We start from the raw sequence: 21,605 nt of genomic DNA, 5'->3' as shown, positions 1-21,605 counted from the left end.
ACAACTAAAGTTGTTAACACTGCGGTGCGATGCAAAATCTATCTCGGAGGCCCACCGCGTAAGGCGCAACGCCCGGTTTGCATTTCAATTAAAGTTGTTAATAGTAAAGGCTCCGGCGTCAACTAAAGTTGTTATCTAATCGACGAATTCAACTAATCTTGTTAATTACTGAACGGCGCGGGCGTAGCTGCGGACATGAGATTGTGCAAGGAGCGTAGGGGCATCCGTGCTCGCGATGCCGATGATCGACAGACGGACATCGCGTCCGTTATCCGGGCAACCGCAGCAAAGTCAACAACAAGACCTCCCCAACCCGATAGGTTGCACGATCTGCGTTTTCAACTAATCTAAGCTGGTGATGTTGATGCGCTCGTGGAGGCTTGCGATGACACGACGCTCGCGCCTTCGGGCATGCAACTCTTTCAGAAGCGACGCCGACTTCTTGGGCGATATCGATTTAACACTCTGGGCACCCATCGATGAACTTGCGCTTTCGGTAGAACGGCGCGCGCTTTATCGCCGGCGCGAGCGAGCAATTCGCCTTTATCTTGCGGGCGGCACAGACGCCCAAATCAAGGCGGCTTGCGGCATGAGCCTTATCCAAACCTACCGCTTGTTGAACGAGCGCTGCCTCAAGCAACACATTGACGGATCCGTCTACGGCTGGCGCGGCTTGCTGCCGCACTCGCGGGTGAAGACCTACGAGCGAACAGCACCGTTGAAACTCAATGCATGGAACGGCGGGGCTGTCGGCGCCCTCCAGTGGGTGTTCGAGTCGTCGGCGGGACATGGAGTCGAAGACCGGTTGCGAGAACGAATCCTCGGTAAGCGTGGTGAGCTCGAGGCGTCGCGCCGGCCACGCATGGCCATTTTTCGCTGGTTCCTGGCCGAACTTCGCGAACGCGGCTTTGAGCGCCGCGGCGAATGGCCGTTCAACGTTGAGAAACGGGGCTACGTAACGCTCGCCCGCTACATCGACCGCGTACTCGCCGAGCATCCCGCTCGCGCTCGTCAGCTGACAGGAGGAGAGGATGCGGTACGCAAGGCTCGCAGCGGCGATGGAACGCGCCGTCCGCCCCTAGCACCACTCGACCGCGTCGAATGTGACGCCCACAAGCTTGACGCTCGCATGATGGTACTGGTGCCCTCCCCTCATGGCGGCACGGAGCCTCGCATGATTCACCGGCTGTGGGTCGTCGTCATCATTGATGTCGCATCGCGCGCAGTGCTTGGCTACCATTTAAGCCTGCGCCGTGAGTGCTCGGCCGAGGACGTGCTGCGTGCCGTCCGCTGTGCGCTAACACCGTGGACACCACGAGACCTTCAGTTCAGCAGCCAAGCCTACGTTCAGGGCGCGGGCTTGCCCTCGTACCTCCTCCCGCAGCTTTCAGGCGCATGCTGGAATGAATTTAGCGTTGACGGCGCACTCGCGAACACCTGCGCGCGCGTCGAAAGCGTGTTGCACGATCTGGTCGGGGCGACACTCATCAAGCCACAGGACTCAACAAGCTTCAGTTGTCGGCGCAGCAAGGACGATCGCCCCTTCGTCGAATCGTTCTTCGGACACCTGGCTACCGGAGGCTTTCACCGGCTTTCGACGACCACCGGCAGTTCACCAGTTGGCAAACGCGGTGCTGATCCTGACGCGGCCGCGCTCGCTACGCAATTCCAGCTCGAATACGCGCAGGAACTGCTCGATACGCTGATCGCCAACTACAACGCGACACCGCACTCAGGGTTAGGCTACCGCAGTCCGCTAGAACAGCTTGAACGATGGATGGCCGATCGCTCATCAGTGGTCCGTGTGGTTGATCCGGAGGCGGTACGCCGTATGGTCGGCGTGCGCAAGCTCTGCACACTGCTCGGCGGCATCGAGACAGGGCGTCGGCCGCATTTTAATTTTGCCAACGCCCGTTACTCAGCCGAATGGCTGTGTTTGCGCACCGATCTCCTGGGAAATAATTTCTGGTTACACCTGGACGATGAGGACGACGCACGTTATGCCGCCGTCTCCACGCAGCACGGCGTTTTCATCGGGGTGGTGCGCGCCGCGCCCCCATGGCATCGCACGCCACATTCGCTCTACGTGCGGCAGGCAATCCGCGCGCTTGAGAAGCGCCGGCTACTGCACCTGGCGAATCACGGCGATGCGGTTGAAGCGTTGCTGCGCTACGCAGAAGACTCACCTGAGCGGAAACTGCCTGTCCACCCGGCTTATCTCGAAGCTCGCCGGATTCTGGAGCAGCATGCGCAACGGTTAGCCGGCCAATCGATGGTGAGTATCGTCAAACACGCTGAGGTGGCAGCAGCGAACGTCAGCACGCCGACCGCTGCCGCTGCACGCAGTAATCCGATCGCCCTGCCGCCGATGCGCCGGGCCCAGCAATGGTAACCCCGTCCAGACCGGCCACGGGCGCGCTCGTAGCCCCGCACGTGCCCCGTGACCACCCCGTTGTCACGCGCGATTATTCGCTGTTCACGATCGCGATCAGTGACATGGTAGAGCGCATCGCTGGTTGGCTAGACGACCAGATCGATGGCGCAACCATCTTCGGGCCGTCGAGGTTCGGCAAATCAAGTGCTGTTGACCACTGGCTCCAGCGTCTGCTATCCGAACGCCACGGTGGCTACGTGCCACTCGTTATCTGGAGCCACACCGATTCAGGCTGCAGTCAGGGCGTTGGCCGTTTTTACGCGCACCTGCTCGAGGCGAGCGGTCACCGGCTCGCCCAGGCACGACGCAATCCGCTCGAACGACAGATCATGCTCGTGGAACGCTGGATCGAACTTGCGGCGCAAGGCGGGGGCCACTTTCTCGTTCTGGTCATCGATGAAGCGCAGGGTATGAGTCATCGCGAGTGGCTGTGGCTCGTCGAGCTGCACAGTCTTCTTGAGAAGCAGCGAGTCCGTTTGTGTGTATTTTCGATTGCTTCGTTGCAGTTCTTCGATGAACCACTCGGCATGGCGCTCGCGGGCGGCGCCCATGTAGCCGCCCGCTTCATGCTCGCATCGGAGCCCTTTCACGGTGTGCGAAGTATTGACGAGCTCGCGTACGTGATGCGTGGCTATGACGACGGTAGCGAATGGCCACCAGGCTCGGGCCGTTCATTCACAGCGGGCTTGGCACCGCGCCCGTGGGCCGGAGGATTTCGTATGGAGCATCAGGCCGACAGGCTCATGCGAGCGATGAACGAGACATTACCGTCGCATTATGCCGGACCGATGGATTTTCCAATGAAGACCGTGACGCAAGCGTGTCGCCATGTACTTCTTTACATCGCCAGTGGCGGGAACGTCGAGACAGGGACCTCGCCCGAAGCGTGGTGTCTGGCTGTGGAGAATTGCGGGCACCGGACACTGATGGCATTGGTGTCAGCGACTGCCGCTCTTCGCGGTGCGAGTCGCCGCGAAGCAAGTCATGCCTGAACGCTGTCTTGCCTGGCATCGTGGCAGTGTGTTGCCGTATGCATCGCTGTGGCACACAGTTCTGCGCGCGTGTGCGCTCAACGCCCTCCACCCTGCTGACCTGCCGACCACCGGGGCGCGTCCAGCCCAATCGTTGGATCTGTTCGATATCCACGCTGGCAAGATCGATGTTGCGGCGCTCGCGCGCGCACTCGGCGAGCCGCCAGAAGTCTTCCATTGGTCGACTCTTGACGCACTGCCAGATCCGCTGCGAGTCGCGCTCGCCATGCCCCAGCCACGCGTCTGCCTTGCATGTCTGGCGGCGGGCTACCATTCGGCGCTGTTTTCCGTCGCATTGCTGGATGCGTGCCCGATTCATCACACCGCGCTTGTCGGTCGCTGCCACTGCGGCGCACCGTTTGACGCCGCGCTACGGTCTCTTGCCGACTTCCGAATAGCAGGGAGCTGTCCGTGTGGGCAGTTGCACTTCTTTACGCATGAGACCTGCCGTCGATCGACGATGACGCCAGATATGACGCATGCGCTTACCGCCGTCGTGGCATGGCTGCACTCGTTATCGCAACTCATCCGACCGTCGCGATTGGACCTGGCCCTTTCCCAACAAGCGCCTGGCAGTCTCGAGTGGCTGATCACCACCGCGCAATCGCTTGGGATTGCTTACCCCGCGTGCCTTAGACATACGATCTTCGCGTCCGCTCGCATCGAAGCCGTTGGGTATGGCTCTCCTTCCAGGTTGGCACCGCACCGAGATCGTCCGTCGCCGACTGACGCTCAAGAGAGTGAGAGAACGCCGCTTTCGCAAACAGCCTCTGCCTTCGACGCGTACCGCGCAATCGCGCGCCATGTCCGGCGTCACGTCGCACCCGACGGCGATCTATGGATATCCCGGTTCATGGACTCGTGCGACCCAATCGAAATCGGTGAGCTCATTTGCCATAGCCGCAATGCGCAGACGGCATTTATCACCATGCTTTGGGCGCGCTCGGTTGAACCGGGCGTTGAACGACGTCGCTGGCCGCACCGACTCCCCGCAAGCGGATTCAATAACACGCTTGCCGAGATCGTGGCAGACGATTGTCGGCTCTGCGGCGCGGATAACGCCGACACCAGGACGCGGCACTGGCTGACATGCCATGCAGCTCGCGTGAGTCTCGGCGCGCTATGGCGCGACACTCAGGCACGCGCTTCGGGCGCTGCCCGATTCAGGCTTGCTACCTGGTACAGCGCGTCACCCGGGACGTCGTGGCGTGACAGCGCATGGCTCGCACTCGCCACCCCTCACGGCGTGCGATTCGCGGCTGAAACCTCAGCAAACTTGCCGACGGCGCCGCACACCAGCAAAACACGGCGGAAGGCGGCACACGCCATACATGAACTGGCGCGCCGCAACGCGATGTGGGCCACCTGTCATGGCTCGTGCTTGTCCTGGTCCGAAGCAAACAGCTGGCACGTGATCGATGCAATCTCGCCCGTTGACTTCGATGTGCGCCACCGCCGCTTGCTCGGGTGGCGAGACGGGCGTCCGTGGTGCTGGCTCTATCGAACGGCGGATGGCCATTTCGTTGCCAGATGGGATCACGCACCGTTACAGGTGCTGGCAGCGACGCCCGGCGACGCGCTTGCCGCGCTACGGCGCTGTGCGTTGGAATATCAGAGGATCTGTAAGGTCGCTTTACCGATCGCGCCTTCGTTTTCGACCGCAGCTCCCGCGCCGATGGAGACCCGTTCGGCACAGTACTACCGATTTTCCGTGGATGCCGCTCGGTGCAACGAAGGATTCTGGCGAGACGCGCGAATACTTGCTGAAGCAGCCCGCAAATATCGAAGCACCTACGTTCTTGCCACAACGCACCGGAGCAAGCAGCCCCATCGACGGTATGGTGACGAGTATTAACAACTTTAGTTGAAATCTATTAACAACTTTAGTTGTGTGAGCGTCAAGTTTTACTGAGAAATGCGCAACACAATCGCACTATTAGGAGGTGAGTAGACCCGGGGAGTTGCACCCCGAGTACCGGGTGACCGGAGGCAGTCACCCGCCCCCGGTTCCCACAGAACGTAGCGTGCGGATTTCCCGCACTACGCTCTTCAGCAGTTGATTCACAGCACCGCGATTGCTTGCAACGCCCGGTAGGGAAGATGCAGCTTTGGTCGCATTAATGGAAACCGCTTCTTGATCTCCTGGAATGTCTCCCAGGTAACGCCGCCTGAACGGCTCCGGCTGCTCAGCATTTTGCGCCAATAGCGCTCCACCGCTCTATGTACTTTCTGCAACGCCCGGAAGTTCCCGGCAATGCCATAGTAGGCATAGTGGCCACGTAATACCCGATTGAGCTTTTCAGCTTGCTCCCGAATCGATAGATGCCGAACTTGACGCATCAGGTCTTGCAAGCTAGCCAGGCTACGCCGGAGTCGAGACTTTTCCGTGCGCATCCCTATCTTGAAATTGCCTTTCAGGTTGCGCGTGCAGTACAGGGTGAAGCCCAGAAAGTAAATCGTCTCTGGACGCCGCTTCCCATGCTGGCTTGCGTACCGTTGGGCAAAACGACCAAATGCAACGAGCTTGGTTTTGGTCGGTTCGAGCGCGAGACCAAATTTCCCCAATCGTTTGCGCAAGGCATCCTGAACACGAAGGGCATCGGACTGATTCTGGAAACACATGGCGTTGTTGCGTAAATCAGGCGTAGAGACGACATGATCTGTGTGCTCTCAATCTCAGGCGATACGGACGGACTGCGGGCGAGCGAGGGCTACCATGCGATTGAGTACACCCGCACGGATTGATACCTCGGTGGCTTGCGAGCCCGTCGCGCGCGCCCACAGACAGGAGCCCGTGAGTACCTTGAGCCGGTACATCAAGGTCTCGGCGAGCGATCGCCGGTGGTAGCCGCTCGCCTGCTTCCATTCGCGCCTGCTGCTTCCTTCGATAGCGGCAATAGCTGCATTGCGCCAGGTGGCGCCGGGCGTGCGGTCTGGCCACGGCTTCGCTCCCTCGCGCGGCGGAATCGACGGGCTGGCGCCACGCGCGGCGATCTGCGCGTGACAAGGCTTGGTGTCGTAAGCGCCATCGCCTGCGATGGTATCGATCATTACATCAGCCGGAATCTGGTCGAGCAGATCGGGCAACACTTCGCCATCGCCTTCGTCCTGATGGGTCATCAGCGCGGCGCAGATCTGGCCTGTGTTCGCATCCATCGCGAGGTGCACCTTGCGCCAGGTGCGACGCTTGGACCAGCCATGCTTGCGCACCTTCCACTCGCCTTCGCCGTAAACCTTCAGCCCGGTGCTGTCGATCACGAGGTGCATGGGCTCATGGGGACGTTGCGCCGGCAGCGCGACCTTGAGGGTCTGGGCGCGACGGCTCAAGGTCGTGTAGTTGGGTACCGGCAAGCTCGGAAAGGCGAGCTTGCGCAAGCTCTGGGCGAAGCCTTGCAGTGCGCGCAGCGGCAGATGAAAGACTTGCTTGAGACTGAGCAGCATCTGGATCGCTGCATCGCTGTAGACACGCGGTCGGCCGTGCCTGGTCGGGCCAGCCTCGGGTACCTGCGTCAGTACGCCTTCATCAATCCACATGGTTACATCGCCTCTTGCGATCAAGCCCGCGTTGTAATCCCGCCAGTTCCTGACGCGGTACACCCCTTTGGGTTCGCTGGCCTTGCGTTCGTCCTTGCGCATCTTCTCGGGGAAAAAATCGAGAATCTACGCAGCTCGATGCGAAGTTAACATCCTGGTCAACCCGAGCGTTGCACGTAAACGTCAGTCCACCTGGAAGCGCCCCAATTTCTGCAACAACGCCGAAACACATCACAAAATCGTCGATATAGCGGACCAGATAAGCCTCGCCCTGCAGGTGACGCTTGACCACGCGCTCAAACCACAGATCAAGTACGTAGTGCAGATACACGTTGCTTAAAAGCACACTAATCGAACCGCCTTGCGGGGTCCCCTCCTCGTTTTGATGCACCTTTCCATCTTCCAGAATGCCTGCTTTCAGCCAGCGCCGGATCAGACTGATCAAGCGCGGATCCCCAACTCGGTGCTCAACAAACCGGAGTATCCATGAATGATCCAGACTTCCGAAGAAGTTCTTCAAATCCGCCTCCAGCACCCAGCTAACCTTGCCACCGGCAATCACCTCATTGAGGGTTGCCAATGCCTTGTGAGCACTCCGCTCCGGTCGCCCGCCAAATGAACAAGATAGAAAGTCCTGTTCATAGATGGCCGACAGTACTTCGGCGGTGCTTCGCTGAAGCGCCCGGTCAGCGACAGTCGGCACCCCTAAAGGGCGCATTTCCTGTTTGCCGGGCTTCGGGATATACACGCGCCGGATGTCTGGCGCATGGTACCCCTTGCGGTGCACAGATTGGACCATCGGCCCAATCCAGCTATCAAAGCTCTCCTTCGCCTGCGTCACCGTCTGGCCATCCACTCCCGCCGCCGAGTGATTCGGAATCTTCCACAGATTCGTCCACACCCGATCGGGCGTTATGTAATGCGCCAGCGAGGTAAAACGAAGGGCTGGTTCACGCCGAGCTTTTGCTGCTATTCGTTCGAGTCCCGTTTCCATGGCGGGTGATTCTTCTCTTTGCATAAAAGACCTTACCTCCCTTTGTATGGAGTCCATGTTGCCCACGAACGATTCAACTTCCGCTGGCCGCTTCCCCATGTAGCCGGTTCTCCCGGCCTCGGAGTACTATCAGCCAGTCTGACTTCCGTCAGGTCATCAGGCCGTTCTGCCTTCTCGGCTCGTCGGGCCTTACAAGCAAACTTCACTTGAACCTGACGGATCTCCCTTGTTCACATAAAATCCTTCGGTTGCATGCTGACGGTACGAACCCCGGAAGCACCCCAGTACACTTGCCATGACGTGTACCGGAATTCTGCCTTCCTCTTAGAGAGATAGAGTCGGCTACTCCGACCACGATCGATTTCGGGGCTATCTTTCCGTTCACTTATGTTTCGGCCTACAACCTCCCTGTCTACGCTTCGCAGTGGCCGTTGCCGGACACCACGCAAGACTCGGTACACGGCTGCTGGCTAAGCTTTGCCGCGGTTGCCATCTCAGGCAACTGAATTTCATGCGCTTGCAAGGCGCAACTCTCGCAGAACCGAACGTGAGCCTCTCGACTCATTCGGCTCCCGTTATCCAACCGATACCCCGACGACACGCCAGTGGACAAACAACCAGGGGTGGGCGGACTTCACCTTGCGTAGCCATTCCGCACTACGTCGCTTGTGCTGCCACAGCCGCTTGTACTTTCTCCGAGCCCACCGCATAAGCCGTAGGTCGATGTAGTTGAAGAGGTTGTGCATCGCCGTCCGATAGAACGCCCCATAGTAGTTCCACCACCCTTGTATCGTCGTGTTGCATTGCTGCGCGAGTTCATCAAGCGTCGCCGGTGTTCGTCGGTGTATGCGCCAACTCCGCACGGTATGCCTCATCCTCTTCAGGGCATCATTGCTCACCGCCGGCAGAAAGCCAGTAAATAACCGTCGATGTTTGCTCAATGCCCGTCTCGGTCTAAACGTAAAACCGAGGAACGTGAACTGCACGTTCGAATAAGTACCAGTGCGCTTACCGTCCTTGCAATACACGATCTTGGACTTCTCCGGATGCATCGTCAGACCACACTCTGCCAGCCGCTCTGCAATCGCTTGCATCACGGCTTGTGCCTCCGCCAGACTGCGGCAATGAACTACCGCGTCGTCGGCATAGCGCGCAAAGGGAGACTGCGGCCATGTCCGCTGCATCCAGCTATCGAACGTATAGTGCATAAACAGATTCATCAAGATAGGGCTGACCACACCGCCCTGGGGTGTACCCCGCATCCGGGGCAACCGTGCCCCCTCCGCAGTTTCGAACGGAGCTGTCAACCACCGCTCGATGTACAGCAGGACCCAGCCTTCCTTGATGTGGTGGCGCACCGCCTTTAACAACAACGCATGATCAATCTGGTCGAATGCCGCCTTGATGTCAAACTCAACAACCCAGTCGTATTTCCAGCAACGCGTACGCGTCACGGCAATCGCCTGTTTCGCCGACTTGCCCGGCCGATATCCATAGGAATCCATATGGAATATCGGATCGAGAATCGGCTCGATCATGAGCTTGGCGACAGTCTGAGCAACTCTGTCAGATACAGTGGGCACGCCCAGCTTTCTCGTGCCGCCCTTGGCCTTCGGAATCTCAACCTGCTTCACCGGTGGCGGGAGGTACGACCCCGACGACATCCGGTTCCACAGCTTGTACAGATTTCCAGAAAGGTTCTGCTCGAACATGGCGATAGTTTCATCATCCACGCCAGCAGCTCCGCGGTTGGCCCTCACCAACTGGTACGCTTCCCACACGACCCGCTTCGCAATGCTGTACGGTTTCGTTGAGGTCATGTCACTCATCCCCGCAGTGCAGGTTGGCGACCTTCGTCAACAGGATAACGCTGCCCCTTCGCTCCACCTTCATTACAAAGGCTTCAACACTACTACGAGCAGCTCCGCCCCTCGCTTCGACATCGGTATTCTTCCTCATGGTGTCTGCCATTTGTCATTTCCCTTTGCATTCGAAGCAAGGTTCTCACGTTCCATACCGAAGCCTGTATTGAGTTCATGCCGCCTTTACACCGGCTGCCATCGGGTCCGTAATCAGGTGTCGTCCCGACTGATCCTGGAATAAACTTACGACTCCAGTTTTGACAGCGCCTTATATAAGTAACGATGCGTCGTCGGACGGTTTGCTTTCGCTCATCTACTCAACACGTACCTGCCACCCTCATCGGGTGACTTTTTCCACGGTCGCTCACCACCACGCCTTTTGGACGCAGCAGCACCGGGCGGTTTGAAGCCTGCTCCTGAAAGCCGACTTCGGGAGGCCTACTCCCATCTTCAGTACAGCACCGCAGGCGCTCGCCTGCGTTCGTGACACACTAAGTTTTCTTATCATAAGGTGTTGATTCTTGCAGTAAACTCATCTGCATGAAAACGCGCCACACTCCTTGCCCTGCCCCCGTCCCCGCCGGCCCGCCCGGCTTTCCCGCTGCGGACGAACTTGCCATGCTGCGCGCGTGGTACGCAGGACTGCCGGTGAGCCAGGCCGTCGAGCGCTATCTGCCTGCGGCACCCGGTAACGGGCAATCCGCACGCGGCGTGCTCGGGCGCCTCCGGCGCAGGCTCGTCGCTGCGGCGCAGGCGGTGCACCGCGACGATCTCGCCGCCCTCCTCGCGCACCCGGTCGCCGAACGGATGCAGCACGCCAGGGCTGTCGCGCACGCGATCGACACGTTGCGCCACGCATGCGCGCCCGCGCCGCAAATCAGCGACGCCATCACGCAGTGGTTCGCGCCGCGCGCCGTGCGGGTGCTCCACGCGCACGGCATCACCACCCTCGCCGATCTCACCGTGCGCATTCCGCGCCGGCGCCAATGGTGGAAAGCCGTGCCGGGACTCGGCGCCGCGAGCGCACGCACCATTGAAGCGTTCTTCGCCGCCTGGCCCGCGCTCACGGAAAAGGCGCGCGCGCTCGTCGTGGCGAGCCAGCGCGGCCCAAAGGACGCGATCTGCGTGCCGTGGGAAGCCCTGAAGGTGCCTCATGAGGTGGACGGCACCGAAGGCACGTTTCGCGCCCCGCGCGCAACCTGCACGCTCGACGCGTCAAACGACTATGAGGCCGTGCAATCGTTACGCGCAAGAAAAAAAAGCAATGGACACCAGCCGGAGCCTTGAAAATGCTGGGATCCGCAGCCTGCGGAGTGTCCATCAGATCAGCCGAAAAAGTGGACAACTCGACCGTCTCAGTGTCCATCTTTCGCCGCAGGTTTCGCATGGTCGGAAGCCCGACAAAGCCGCGCTTCCGACCATGCTGGAGCGTGTCAAACCATCGCGCGTCAAGGGTTCACTGCGCCGGGCTGCGCCCGCCCTTGACCCGTTCAGCGGTATCACAGAACCACGATCGAATTTGACACGTCACTACGCCGGGTGCCCCGTAGCGGGAACCTTCGCGAGCACCAGGTCGAGGCAGGTGAAGCAGCCCAAGTCCCCGTTTCGAGCGAAAAGGCCCGGCCCGATCTAGCGCGGGTGCAGGGGCAGGACGCTACCGCCACGTAGCGCGGCCAGTTCCTTGCGCAGGTTGAACACCTGACGCAGCAGTGCGAGCTCACGAGCCAGCGATTCGTCAAGCTGTGCCTGCAGATCCTTTGCGTCGCCCTTCGCGCGGTTCAGACGCTCGGTGAGTTCGAGCTTCGGGTTCCCGGCGACTGCGTTGGCCGCGTCGATCGCTTCGATCAGCCCGGCGAACTGCGGGCGCGACTTCTTGATACTGCCTTTCTTGCGGCCCGCCTCGATCGCCACGGTGTCATTGTTGATACGCACTCCTTTGCGTTTCTTCAGCCGCTCAAGGGCGGCGTAGTAGTCGGCCATGGCGTCACTCATGCTGCCTCCGGCTTGATCAGTTTCTCCTGTGCGTCAAGGAGTCGTTGCAACGTCTGTGCCTCCATACGGTATTCGACGCTTGTCTCATCAACCGCGCGCAGTTTCCCGACCGTAGCCTGCTGCGCCTTGATCACTCGCTGAAGCTTCGACGGCACGACGATGAGATTACGGCAGTTCGATTCAAGGCAATCCAGACGCATCCAGTCGAGCGGTGTCGACCTGCACGACTCGACGCTGGCGCAGCCGCCCAGCACCGTCTCGCGATATGCGAGTTCACCCTTCTCGAACATTCTGATCGTTTGCTCGCGCGAGTAGACCGACACAGGCGAGGCCTGCACGGCACGGCTCTGCGTCCACGCTGCGTGCCCGCCGAATAGCCGCTCGTCAGAGAAAAGCACCTGCTCGGCGTACGCAAGATATTCGGACAGGCCTTGTGCCTCGGCCCATTCCTTCGCGAAGTGGGTCCTGTCGGTGTCGATGAAGCCCTTCGCGAACGCTGAGCCACGCGCGTAATACATCGACATTTCTTGAGTGATGTGCTGCAACTGACGCTTGAGCGTCGGCAGCGTCACGAGACCGCTGCGGTGCGCGTACAGCGCAAGCGCCCTGCGAAGCTGGTGGCGAGTGAACGGCCACTGCTTCCCGAGCGCGTACTTCGGCTCGTCTTCCCAGGCACGGTGCATGTCGACACGCTTCAGCTCAGCGATGTCCTCGACCGTGATCGTCGGAAAGACGCGCTCGCGAAAGGCTTCGATATCCTTACCTACTTTATTTGCCCGGTTTGCCACGTACCCATAACGCAGACTCGGCGCCCGGTCTGCCACGTACCAATTCCGCAGACCCATCCCGCAGAACAGCAGGTGCGAACCGTCCATCGATTCGGCGTAACCTCGCGCGCCGTGCGCACGGTGCGCCTCGCCCGACAGGCGTTGCGCGAGCCTGACAGCGCGGGCAGCGAGCGGGCTGGTCACCCAGCACGCGCGCCTGGGACGACCGCCCGACAGTTTGGTCGTGACGCCCTCGATGGTGTAGTGCGTCACACCATCCAGACGGGTCTCGCTCAGGCAGTTGTAGGGCAGGTTCTCTGCTTCTGCCGCGCGCATGCCGGTGAATGACAGGATGACAAGCTGGCATAGCGCGGTGATCGATCCCACAAGCGACAACACGAAGTAACGGCGGTCCTTGCACCGGAAGTGCTCAGCAACCCTTACCAGTGCGGCCGAGACGGCAGGCCTCTCACCAGCGTACACGCGTGCGAGGTAGTCCGACAGAACGTCAGCGACGTCCTCAGCGATGCCGAGGTCATGCTGACAGGTCGACAGGAAGTGCTGGTAGATCCGCGTCGGGATGACAGGGTATTGCGAGTATCCGGCGTGTTGCGCCCAGCGTTCAAGCAGCGGCTTATGCAATTGGGCCAGCGGTACGCACAGCCCTGTGGTCCCGACGCCCAGACGGTGAAGCTTCGCCAGAATCGAATGAAGGCGCTGGGCCTTCGTCTCCATCCCGGCTTGTGCCGCATAGTCCAGAACAACGGCGACGTTGGACAGGCCCTCGTAGAGCGTAATCTGACGTGTGGCGGCAAAGAACGTGAACTCCCTCAGGTTGATTGAACGAGCCTGAAGCGTGCCGGACGCCGGTACCATATCGGTCGCTTCGTGCATTAGAAAGTACATGACCTGCTTCCATTGACGCGTGGTCGCTTCCGAAAGCGCGCGGCTCACGCCGTCAGGCAAGTGGCTCCTAAAATGGAGATACGTGCTGCGTGACCCAGCCGCGTATGCACGGATGTCCCAGGCATCGTCACCAAACAGCGAAACAGTGTTCCCAGCCGTGTCGCGCGTGACGACCGTAGCGTCCTCGACCCGATACCATTCGGGGCGCCCGGCGATCGGCACGATTAGCGTGTTGTTCATGCCACTCCCAGTTCGTAAAGCTGGTCGAGCTTGGCCGACCAGAAAGCGTCCAGATTCCCCTCAATATCAACGTCCCGCTCGATCTGATCCACCAGCGCGGCGTCGCGCTTGCGCAATTCATCCAGCAGGAACCCAACGCGCCGCAGCACCGCGCCGAACGAGCTGTCGTATTGCTCGATCGAGCCAGCACGCCCGCTCACGAGCCTGACGCAGTGACGGCAGCTCAGCAGCTTGCGGATGTCGGCGGCGTCAGCGTGCACGCGGTACTGGTCGCAGAAGAGACACCCTTCGGTCGAGTGGCAGTCGGGCTGTACGGTGACCGAGTCCGCGATCGGCGCAGGCTTGTGGATCCCGATGCAGACGCCGACCGCGCTCCTGATGCTGCCAGCCGGATCGTCGCCGGGCTTCAGCACGGTCTTCTCGACCGAAGCGAGGAACGCGCCCAACTCGGCCTTGTGCGCGGCATCCGTGCCGTTCGAGTACAAGCGCAGCGCCGTTGCCAGCGAGTGCCCCATCAGCCTGGCTGCGACGAGAGGGTCGTGGTTGCGCACCGCCCAATCCTGCTTTGCCGCACGCCACTGACGTGCGCTAATGTGCGGCAGCACGATCCCGAGCGTGTCGAGTCGACGGTAAAGCCGATCCAGGAAACGGGTTGAGAGACCCGTTAGCTGCCGCAGCTGTGCATGATGCCCGACTACGACGAACAACGCGTCCCAGTCTGCGTCCTGCACCAGATACTCGCGCAACGCCAGATACGCCCTGAGCTTCGGCATGAAGCCTAGCGAGACGGTGAACGTAATCTCCTTCCCGCCTGCCCGGTACTTGACCTCACGAAACTTCTGACGCGCAACCGACGCATCCTGCAGACTTGCGGCAAGCTGCGGACTCCACTTCATGGCTAGCAGTTGCGCGAGGTTGATGCCCGTTTCGGCAAGAAACAGCGCGGCGAAGCAAGAGGCCGCTATCGAAGCGTGCGAGCGTCGGATCGGTGATTGCGCGTCCGCGTTCGCCGCAGCAAGATGTTTAGCCGCTAACCTGGCGATGTTCCACGAACGTTCACCCGGATTGTTAGCCCCTGCCTCAACCATCCGCGTCCTGAGTTCCTCCCGTGTGCGCGGCTCTCCTGTCTCCAGATTCCAGCCGATCAGGCCGCGCGAGTCGTCGCCGTCACTTCGGCCGTAGATGTGCGGAACGAGGCAAAGATTCTCACCTCGCACCGTGGTCACGCGTACCGGGTACGGCTTGAAGTCGAGCACCAGCGTGCTGATGCTGCTGAAGAGCGCGTCAGCCCACGCGAGCAGGGCGGCCTGTGCCTCGGCGTCCGGCACAACCGTCGGCAACCAGGCATCCTGTTGGTGACGCAGCACCCTCGCATCGGCGCAGAAGTCGTCGTTTCGGAAGAACTCACGGAGCATCGACAACAGATTACGCTGGTCGCTGGCGACGGAATGTATCCGCCCGAGAATCCCCATTATTGAGTGTGTGGCGCGGAAGGCGGACGATTCTCCCATTGCAACGACGGGAGAACATTCATGCAGGAAACGGAGAGGTTGTCTGGGGATGCAGCGGCGCACGCACTGCCCCGCAGAGAACGGCCCAATCGGAGTACACGTCCATGGCAGGAGCTCGTGGACGAGTATCGGGCGAGCGGCTTGTCGATCCTGGCGTATTGCAAACGCAGCGGGATTTCCCGTTCCTCGATGTCGAGGTATCTGGTGCGTGCGCGCGAAGCTGAGCGAAGCGGCGACACGCACGCCGCAAGTGCGACGGGCGCGATAGCGCAGGCCATGACAGGTTTTGTGCGCGTTGGGATCGTCGATGGCGGCGTTAACGCCACCGCCAACGGCAGCGCATGCGACGTACCGGAGTTGATTCTGGGCAACGGGATTCGGCTGCGACTTCCGGTGTATTCGATCGAGCCTTTGCTTCAGGCGATGATCGATCGTATTGGCGGGGGAACGCGATGATGATGCTCTCGACGGCAGTCAAGGTTTACATCGCGGCCGAGCCGATCGACATGCGCAAGTCAATCGATTCACTTTCGATGCTGGTGCGCCCGATGTTCGATCAGGACGCACTCAGTGGACACGTGTTCGTCTTCTATGGTCGGCGCAGGGACAAGATCAAGGTATTGGTTTACGACCGCACAGGTTTTTGGCTGATGTACAAGCGTTTCGAGAGCGGATCGCTCGCTGATCCCGCAGCGATCGCGCGGCGCGGAATCTCGCTTGCAGAACTGACGACATGGCTTGAAGGAATCGATGTCGGTGTGCGCCGGCGCGTGCATGCGGTGAACGCAACGGTGGTCGCATGAATCGTGAAGATATGCTCATGAGCGGGTCAATCGCGGCGATAATGCTGACCTATGCAACCGCTCAACGTCCCTGCCGCGAAACAACCCTTGCCGATGGCATTGGGGGCATGGAACCTGCCGGAGTTGCTCGGCGAGATTGCCGTGCGCGATGCGACGATCGAGCAGCAGCAGCGCGAGATCGAACGGCTGCGCGAACGAGTCGAGGGGCAAAGCGAGTTGCTGGCGAAGACGCAGCAGGTGCTGCTCGAGCTGCGGGCCAAACTGGCCAACGCGCGGCAGGAGATGTTCGGGGCGAGCCGCGAGCGCATGAGCGAGTGGCAACTGGATATCTTCGATCAGGAGCACGAAGCGCCACTGCCGCCACAGGAGCCGGATCTGTCGATTCCCGTGGAGGGGCACCGGCGCAAGCGCCGCAGCAAGGGCCGTCCGGCGCTGCCAGACGATCTTCCGCGCGAGCGCGTCGTGCATGCGATGCCGGAACAGGAACTGGCGCAGTACGACCAGGCGACGGTGATCGGCGAGACGCTCACGCGCACGCTCAAGTACACCCCGGCCCGGATTTCGGTCGTCGAGCATGCGTGCCTGCGCTATGCGCTGGTCAAGGACGGGGTCTCGACGGTGCGCGGCGTGACGTTCCAGGCGTCGCCGCTGATGAAGAGCAATGCAAGCCCGGAGCTGCTTGCGCGCATCATCGTGGCGCACTTCGACTCGGGCATGCCGTTTTACCGGCTGGAGGAAGAGTTCGCGATGCACGGGTTGCGGATTTCGCGCAACACGATGAGCGACTGGACGATCCGGCTCTCGAAGCTGATGCTGTGCCTGTACGAGGCGTTCAGGCGGCAATTGCTCAGCGCGCGGGTGATTTTCGGCGACGACACACCCTTTCCACAGTTGTGCAAACAACTGGAGCGCACCCGCACGGTGCGGCTGTGGGGCTATGCGAGTGCGGGAGCGGTGTTGCGCGATGCCCAGTGGGTGCCGGTTCCCAGGGTGGTGTACTACGACTACACGGCGAGCCGCGCTGGCTGTCATCCCATGGCGCTGCTGCGAAACTACCAGGGCTACCTGCAGGCCGACGATTACTCGGGCTGGGCGGCACTGTTCCGCGGTGGCAAGATCCAGCACGTAGCCTGTCATGCGCATGCACGCAGGATGTACTACAAGATTTACCGGCAGCTTCGCAAGGAGTCGCCCCAGACAGCCCGCGAGAGCGTGGCCGCGCAGGCGCTGGCGTGGATCCGCAAGCTCTACGACATCGAGCGCAAGCTGCGCGATGCCGATCCGTCAGAGCGAAGACGGGTGCGGCTGGAGGAATCGGTTCCGCTCTTGCGCGATTACCAGCTTTGGCTGCAGGCCCGGGCGGGCGAAGTCTTGCCCAAATCGGCTCTGGGCCGGGCAATCGCCTATACGCTGTCGAACTGGGAAGCGCTCACGCGCTACGTCGACGATGGCAACCTGGCGATGGACTCGAACCTCATCGAGCGCGCCATCCGCAGGGTCGCAATTTCTCGAAAGAACCATCTCTTTTTCGGCTCCGAGTCCGGGGGCAAGGCCGCAGCGGTGTTCTACAGCGTGCTGGCGACCTGCCGGGCGAACGATGTGAACCCGTACGACTATTTGGTCGACGTGCTCGGGCGGATTAACGACCACCCGGTTAACCGGATCGAGGAATTGGCCCCGTACAACTGGAAGCCCTCTGGAGCGGCCGGATCAACATCGAGCGTGGCCTCGACATCGTCCTTGCCGGTTGCGTGCCCGGCGACCCGCCACTGAACTGCGCGCGCATCAACGGAACGAAACGATGAACAAGACAAACGCGGGCAAGGCCGAGCGCAAGATCTCCGAGACGATTCTGGACTTCGGTGAACCGCTTCTGTCCGAGGCCATTACAGAAGACACGCCGATCGCCGTGGTGCGCGAGATATACAAATTGGTGGTGCTTGTCTGGAACGCGCATGTTGCAGCCACCCCTCGCTGGGGAGATCCTGGTCATCTGCAGATGCTGCAGCAGATCGCGGCCTCGCCGCAGATGCCATCGCAAGCGCGTGCCTGGATCGGCAAGCTCTCACACCGATGGCAGGAGAAGTTCTCCGACGCCAAATACTGTGTTGGAGAATGGCATGTCAAGATCAAGGATGACGACACCCTGAGCTTTTTCTGCGACGCCCGGGAAGCGCCGCGGCGGTAATCCGTCTTCGCGCGCACTGTTCTCCTAACAGTGTGCGATGTTGACGTGTATGCACGAATCGGCGCCGCCGCTAAACACTCTGCGCGACGGTACTGGAGTTTCCACGAAATCGGCCGCACTCTCTACCACGGGTATTCTCGGGCGGATACGACGGAATTGCGGTTCAGTTTACCCAGTGAGACCTGTTCGCGCTTCTCACGGAGGTAGCGATAAACCGCCTCCGCCGTAGCCTTCTCGTCACAGAGCACCTGATGCAAGCCCTGCCTGTCGGCCCAGTTCACGAAATCAAGCACAGCGCGCAAATACATGGAGATCGTCTCCGGGCGCCTCGCGCCAAGGGTCATGCGCGCTGAAAGCTGCGTCACCAGCAGACGCACGACCCTGGCGCGTTCGCTGCTGAAGCTTAGGATGTCGAAAGTGCGTCGCACGCGATGCGAGCTCGACGTGTCACGTACCAGATAGCAGATCTGGCCGATATCGGAACGCTTGCTCGTGCTCATGCCTTCCCACCTGAGCAGCACGCGCTCGGGATGCAGAAGCAGCGTGCCTTCCGTGAGCGGCATGCGCACTTCCTCGTACTGGCGGCTCATACTGCCACCGCAGTAGTGTCGAGGGTGCGCGCGACCAGCGTCGACAGGTGCGCGCCCCAGCCGTCCTGCACCGCGTCGAAGAGCTTGCGGTTCTCGCGATAGCCGACGTAATCCTCGGTCGTGGAGAGCCGGGCGTGCCACATCAGCTGCCGCAACTGATCGAGTGCCCGCGTGTACTTCGTCTCGTTCGCTGTCATCGCGTCGACCATGTTCAGCCCGAAGGTCGCGCGCAGGTCGTGGAAGCTGAACTCGTACCTGGGGTTGCCGAGCTGTACGCGCATCATGGGCAACAGTTCGTCCCTGATGAACTGACGCACGGCCTGCCCGGTCTTGATGTGGCGGCGCACCTGCGGGCCCGTGCTGAGCGGGCCGCGCGACGCACGATCCTCGTAGAGCGGCGCACCGCGATGGCTCAGGAAGAGCGGCTGGTCGGGGTGATCACCGCCGTCTGCCATCTGGCGGCGCCTGCGAGCACGATCGCTGTGCACGTAGAGGTACAGCCGCTCATAGAAACCGCGCGGCAGGTGCAACACGCCCTTGACACCGCCCTTCGTGTCGATGCCCGTACCCGGCCCGCAGGCGAGACGGATGTCGTCGCCGTGAAACTCGCCCGGCTTGCGCATCACGTGTTTCGCGCGCACGGTCAGTACCGTCTGGATGCGGGCGCCTGTCAACAGCGCGAACAGATGAACGAGCGTCATCTCGGTGTTGCCGAGTGTGGCTAACGATTCGAGCAGCACCGACTGCTCGGCAGAGGGGAGCGGGCGCAGGCGACCGCCGTCCTGAATGTGATCGTCCCACGGGTCATCTGTGCACCGGCCACTGATCGACAGGTCCGTGGTCTTGACCTCGATCGCGCTGCTGAAGCCCTTCTGGTCCCTGAACTCGATGAAACGGCCGGATTCGACCCACGGCGCGTTCGCGGGCTGGAAGCCCGCTTCGGCCATGAGCCAGCGATAGAAGCGCACCACGGTGCCCATACGACGCCTGGCGACACCCGCAGACAGCTCGCCTGCCTGCACGGCCAGCCTGATCGAGGCGCTATAGCGGTAGGTCGGACGTTGCCGCTTGTTCGCGGGGAACACCAGCCAGTCGATGCCTTCGTCATCCAGATAGCGACGAAACGCCACCAGGTCGGCAGCGATGCTGGCGAAGGTCAGCATGTTGGGCGACGGCTTCGACTCCATCATATCGATGAGCCAGATGTTCGCCTCCGCCCACGGCGCGCCGTCAGCAAGCCGGACAACAGGAAAGAGAGGGAAGGAGCCCGCGATCCACCGCGCGCGAGCGTCGCGTCGCCTGCCGGTGTCGGGGTCTGCGAGCGGGACCGTGTGATAGATGGTGCCGCCCTCGAGTGTGGTAATGCTGACCGGCGTCGCGCCGGGTGTGTCGCGGTCAACGACCTCGGTTAGCGGCAGTTGCCGGATGGTCGTTCGTCTTGCTGTCATCATGCAGGTCCTCTGCTGTGTTTGTGGGGGATGTCCGCTTTAACACAGCCTGCGAGTACCACGAAATCGTTCTTCACTTGCGCATAAGACCTGGCTCGCGCTGCACGAGTCGCCCGCCACCCAGCGCACCTACCGCAAGGAGGCCGAGCGGCTGATCCTGTGGGCCATCGTCGAAAGGGGACGGGCGCTCTCCTCACTCACGACGGAAGACGCCATCGCCTACCGGACGTTCCTGCGCCACCCGTCGCCGCGCGGCCGCTGGGTGGGGCCGGTGCGCGCGCGCACCTCACCGGACTGGCGGCCGTTCAACGGGAGCCTCTCTGCGCGCTCGGTCGCGCATGCGCTGTCGATCCTCGGCGCCCTGTTCCGCTGGCTCATCGAACAGCGCTACGTGCTCGCCAATCCGTTTGCTGGTGTGAAGGTGCGCGACGCGACCGGAATCAACGTGCTCGACGCCTCGCACGCGTTCAGCGAGGGCGAATGGGCCCTTGTGCGAACGATTGCGGACGGGCTGGAGTGGTCGCAGGAGGGGTCACCGCGCTGGTCAGCGCCCGCCGCACAGCGACTGCGCTTCCTGCTGGATTTCGGCTACGCAACGGGCCTGCGTGCGAGCGAACTCATCGGCGCGACGCTGGGACACGTCGAAACGGATGCGCGCGGCGACCACTGGCTGCGTGTCACGGGCAAGGGCAACAAGCTGGCCCGGGTCGCGCTGCCGCCGCTCGCCTGGGACGCGCTTGCGCGCTACCTTGCCGAACGCGACCTGCCGGTGTTGCCCGTGCGCTGGAATCCGGCGACACCGGTGATTGGCAGCCTCGAGGCGGACAGCGGTGCCGACAATCCCACCAGCATCAGTAGCACGCGCTTGTGGATGGTGATGCGGCGGTTCTTTGTACTGGCTGCAGAGGCGATCGAGGCCGATCACGCGCCGCTCGCTGAGAGGTTGCGCCGCGCCAGTCCCCACTGGATGCGCCATACGCACGCGACGCACGCCCTCGGCCGCGGCGCGGAACTCACCACGGTGCGCGACAACCTTCGGCATGCCTCGGTGTCGACGACTTCCATCTACCTGCACAGCGACGAGGTCAAGCGCGCGCGGCAGATCGGTGAGGCGTTTGGCTGAACCAGATGAATATGCACACAACCAGGCGCGCACGCCTGCCCCCCCGCCAAGCGGCACGAGGATCGTGCATAGCTCACCGTCAAGCGACCACAGTTATGCACATTGCATTTTCAACAGCATCGAACGTGATGCTCGTTGGTCGAGCAAGTCAATCCGGATACATTCCTGTCGACCAGTCATAT

The 21,605-nt window shown here is 61.4% G+C and carries 15 protein-coding genes and 3 pseudogenes; 9 read left to right on the top strand and 9 right to left on the bottom strand.

Going from position 1 to position 21,605, the window contains the following annotated elements; all coding sequences use genetic code 11:
• Nucleotides 1-385: 385 nt before the first annotated feature.
• The 3 genes from P5W98_RS34595 to P5W98_RS34585 are packed head-to-tail and all read left to right on the top strand — an operon-like array spanning nucleotide 386 to nucleotide 5,320.
• Nucleotides 386-2,392 carry a hypothetical protein gene (locus tag P5W98_RS34595; RefSeq protein ID WP_421029018.1) on the top strand — a complete coding sequence of 669 codons (2,007 nt, stop codon included), beginning with the start codon at nucleotides 386-388 and terminating at the stop codon, nucleotides 2,390-2,392.
• Nucleotides 2,393-2,433: 41 nt separating this feature from the next.
• On the top strand, nucleotides 2,434-3,426 hold the full coding sequence (locus P5W98_RS34590) for an ATP-binding protein (protein ID WP_421073407.1): 993 nt from the start codon (nucleotides 2,434-2,436) through the stop codon (nucleotides 3,424-3,426).
• Nucleotides 3,419-5,320: a hypothetical protein gene (locus P5W98_RS34585; RefSeq protein WP_421029016.1), complete on the top strand. Its 1,902-nt coding sequence runs from the start codon at nucleotides 3,419-3,421 to the stop codon at nucleotides 5,318-5,320. The genes P5W98_RS34590 and P5W98_RS34585 overlap by 8 nt, the downstream gene beginning before the upstream one ends.
• A 206-nt stretch (nucleotides 5,321-5,526) precedes the next feature.
• Here the strand turns inward: P5W98_RS34585 and P5W98_RS34580 are convergent, their stop codons facing one another.
• The 4 genes and pseudogenes from P5W98_RS34580 to ltrA form a co-directional block, all read right to left on the bottom strand.
• Nucleotides 5,527-6,087: a group II intron maturase-specific domain-containing protein gene (locus P5W98_RS34580; RefSeq protein WP_421029015.1), complete on the bottom strand. Its 561-nt coding sequence runs from the start codon at nucleotides 6,085-6,087 to the stop codon at nucleotides 5,527-5,529.
• A gap of 54 nt (nucleotides 6,088-6,141) precedes the next feature.
• Nucleotides 6,142-7,101 carry an IS5 family transposase gene (locus P5W98_RS34575; protein ID WP_421026637.1) on the bottom strand — a complete coding sequence of 320 codons (960 nt, stop codon included), beginning with the start codon at nucleotides 7,099-7,101 and terminating at the stop codon, nucleotides 6,142-6,144.
• Nucleotides 6,989-8,017, bottom strand: a complete 1,029-nt coding sequence (locus tag P5W98_RS34570; protein WP_421029014.1) for a reverse transcriptase domain-containing protein — start codon at nucleotides 8,015-8,017, stop codon at nucleotides 6,989-6,991. The genes P5W98_RS34575 and P5W98_RS34570 overlap by 113 nt, the downstream gene beginning before the upstream one ends.
• Before the next feature lie 537 nt (nucleotides 8,018-8,554).
• Nucleotides 8,555-9,822 (bottom strand): annotated as a pseudogene (gene ltrA, locus P5W98_RS34565) (group II intron reverse transcriptase/maturase).
• Between the two features lie 573 nt (nucleotides 9,823-10,395).
• Here ltrA and P5W98_RS34560 point away from each other — a divergent pair.
• Nucleotides 10,396-11,097, top strand: a pseudogene (locus tag P5W98_RS34560) (phage integrase family protein); the annotation flags it as partial.
• Between the two features lie 387 nt (nucleotides 11,098-11,484).
• Here the strand turns inward: P5W98_RS34560 and P5W98_RS34555 are convergent.
• The 3 genes from P5W98_RS34555 to P5W98_RS34545 are packed head-to-tail and all read right to left on the bottom strand — an operon-like array spanning nucleotide 11,485 to nucleotide 15,232.
• A complete protein-coding gene (locus P5W98_RS34555) occupies nucleotides 11,485-11,835 on the bottom strand; it encodes a hypothetical protein (protein ID WP_421029012.1) in 351 nt (116 codons plus the stop codon).
• 8 nt (nucleotides 11,836-11,843) lie between these two features.
• On the bottom strand, nucleotides 11,844-13,760 hold the full coding sequence (locus tag P5W98_RS34550) for an integrase (protein WP_421029011.1): 1,917 nt from the start codon (nucleotides 13,758-13,760) through the stop codon (nucleotides 11,844-11,846).
• Nucleotides 13,757-15,232, bottom strand: a complete 1,476-nt coding sequence (locus P5W98_RS34545) for an integrase (RefSeq protein WP_421029010.1) — start codon at nucleotides 15,230-15,232, stop codon at nucleotides 13,757-13,759. Before P5W98_RS34545 ends, P5W98_RS34550 begins: the two co-directional genes overlap by 4 nt.
• 60 nt (nucleotides 15,233-15,292) lie before the next feature.
• Between P5W98_RS34545 and tnpA the strand changes: the two genes are divergently transcribed.
• The 4 genes from tnpA to P5W98_RS34525 are packed head-to-tail and all read left to right on the top strand — an operon-like array spanning nucleotide 15,293 to nucleotide 18,262.
• Nucleotides 15,293-15,727: an IS66 family insertion sequence element accessory protein TnpA gene (tnpA, locus tag P5W98_RS34540; protein WP_421023126.1), complete on the top strand. Its 435-nt coding sequence runs from the start codon at nucleotides 15,293-15,295 to the stop codon at nucleotides 15,725-15,727.
• Nucleotides 15,724-16,074 (top strand): IS66 family insertion sequence element accessory protein TnpB, encoded by a 351-nt coding sequence (gene tnpB, locus P5W98_RS34535; protein WP_421023125.1) that lies wholly within the window; start codon nucleotides 15,724-15,726, stop codon nucleotides 16,072-16,074. The genes tnpA and tnpB overlap by 4 nt, the downstream gene beginning before the upstream one ends.
• Before the next feature lie 51 nt (nucleotides 16,075-16,125).
• Nucleotides 16,126-17,847: an IS66 family transposase gene (gene tnpC, locus P5W98_RS34530; protein WP_421023124.1), complete on the top strand. Its 1,722-nt coding sequence runs from the start codon at nucleotides 16,126-16,128 to the stop codon at nucleotides 17,845-17,847.
• Nucleotides 17,848-17,875: 28 nt separating this feature from the next.
• Entirely contained in the window at nucleotides 17,876-18,262 is a 387-nt protein-coding gene (locus tag P5W98_RS34525) for a hypothetical protein (RefSeq protein ID WP_421023123.1), read from the top strand.
• Between the two features lie 122 nt (nucleotides 18,263-18,384).
• Here P5W98_RS34525 and P5W98_RS34520 read toward each other — a convergent pair whose 3' ends face one another.
• Nucleotides 18,385-18,825 (bottom strand): hypothetical protein, encoded by a 441-nt coding sequence (locus P5W98_RS34520; protein WP_421029009.1) that lies wholly within the window; start codon nucleotides 18,823-18,825, stop codon nucleotides 18,385-18,387.
• A gap of 23 nt (nucleotides 18,826-18,848) precedes the next feature.
• Nucleotides 18,849-20,303 carry a site-specific integrase gene (locus P5W98_RS34515; RefSeq protein ID WP_421029008.1) on the bottom strand — a complete coding sequence of 485 codons (1,455 nt, stop codon included), beginning with the start codon at nucleotides 20,301-20,303 and terminating at the stop codon, nucleotides 18,849-18,851.
• A 43-nt stretch (nucleotides 20,304-20,346) separates the two neighbouring features.
• On the opposite strand from P5W98_RS34515, the pseudogene P5W98_RS34510 reads away from it, so the two are divergent.
• Nucleotides 20,347-21,423 (top strand): annotated as a pseudogene (locus tag P5W98_RS34510) (tyrosine-type recombinase/integrase); the annotation flags it as partial.
• Between the last annotated feature and the right edge of the window lie 182 nt (nucleotides 21,424-21,605).

The sequence above is a fragment of the Paraburkholderia sp. A1BS-2L genome, from assembly GCF_051125205.1.
Lineage (GTDB): Bacteria > Pseudomonadota > Gammaproteobacteria > Burkholderiales > Burkholderiaceae > Paraburkholderia.
The sequence above is the reverse complement of the archived record's forward strand: the minus strand, read 5'-3'. Positions and strand labels throughout refer to the sequence as shown.

Bases quoted from the DNA above. Each gene is read 5' to 3' on its own strand.
- P5W98_RS34595 (WP_421029018.1), top strand. From the start codon at position 386: ATGACACGACGCTCGCGCCTTCGGGCATGCAACTCTTTCAGAAGCGAC.
- P5W98_RS34585 (WP_421029016.1), top strand. From the start codon at position 3,419: ATGCCTGAACGCTGTCTTGCCTGGCATCGTGGCAGTGTGTTGCCGTAT.
- P5W98_RS34580 (WP_421029015.1), bottom strand. From the start codon at position 6,087: ATGTGTTTCCAGAATCAGTCCGATGCCCTTCGTGTTCAGGATGCCTTG.
- P5W98_RS34575 (WP_421026637.1), bottom strand. From the start codon at position 7,101: ATGCGCAAGGACGAACGCAAGGCCAGCGAACCCAAAGGGGTGTACCGC.
- P5W98_RS34570 (WP_421029014.1), bottom strand. From the start codon at position 8,017: ATGCAAAGAGAAGAATCACCCGCCATGGAAACGGGACTCGAACGAATA.
- P5W98_RS34555 (WP_421029012.1), bottom strand. From the start codon at position 11,835: ATGGCCGACTACTACGCCGCCCTTGAGCGGCTGAAGAAACGCAAAGGA.
- P5W98_RS34550 (WP_421029011.1), bottom strand. From the start codon at position 13,760: ATGAACAACACGCTAATCGTGCCGATCGCCGGGCGCCCCGAATGGTAT.
- P5W98_RS34545 (WP_421029010.1), bottom strand. From the start codon at position 15,232: ATGGGGATTCTCGGGCGGATACATTCCGTCGCCAGCGACCAGCGTAAT.
- tnpA (WP_421023126.1), top strand. From the start codon at position 15,293: ATGCAGGAAACGGAGAGGTTGTCTGGGGATGCAGCGGCGCACGCACTG.
- tnpB (WP_421023125.1), top strand. From the start codon at position 15,724: ATGATGATGCTCTCGACGGCAGTCAAGGTTTACATCGCGGCCGAGCCG.
- tnpC (WP_421023124.1), top strand. From the start codon at position 16,126: ATGCAACCGCTCAACGTCCCTGCCGCGAAACAACCCTTGCCGATGGCA.
- P5W98_RS34525 (WP_421023123.1), top strand. From the start codon at position 17,876: ATGAACAAGACAAACGCGGGCAAGGCCGAGCGCAAGATCTCCGAGACG.
- P5W98_RS34520 (WP_421029009.1), bottom strand. From the start codon at position 18,825: ATGCCGCTCACGGAAGGCACGCTGCTTCTGCATCCCGAGCGCGTGCTG.
- P5W98_RS34515 (WP_421029008.1), bottom strand. From the start codon at position 20,303: ATGATGACAGCAAGACGAACGACCATCCGGCAACTGCCGCTAACCGAG.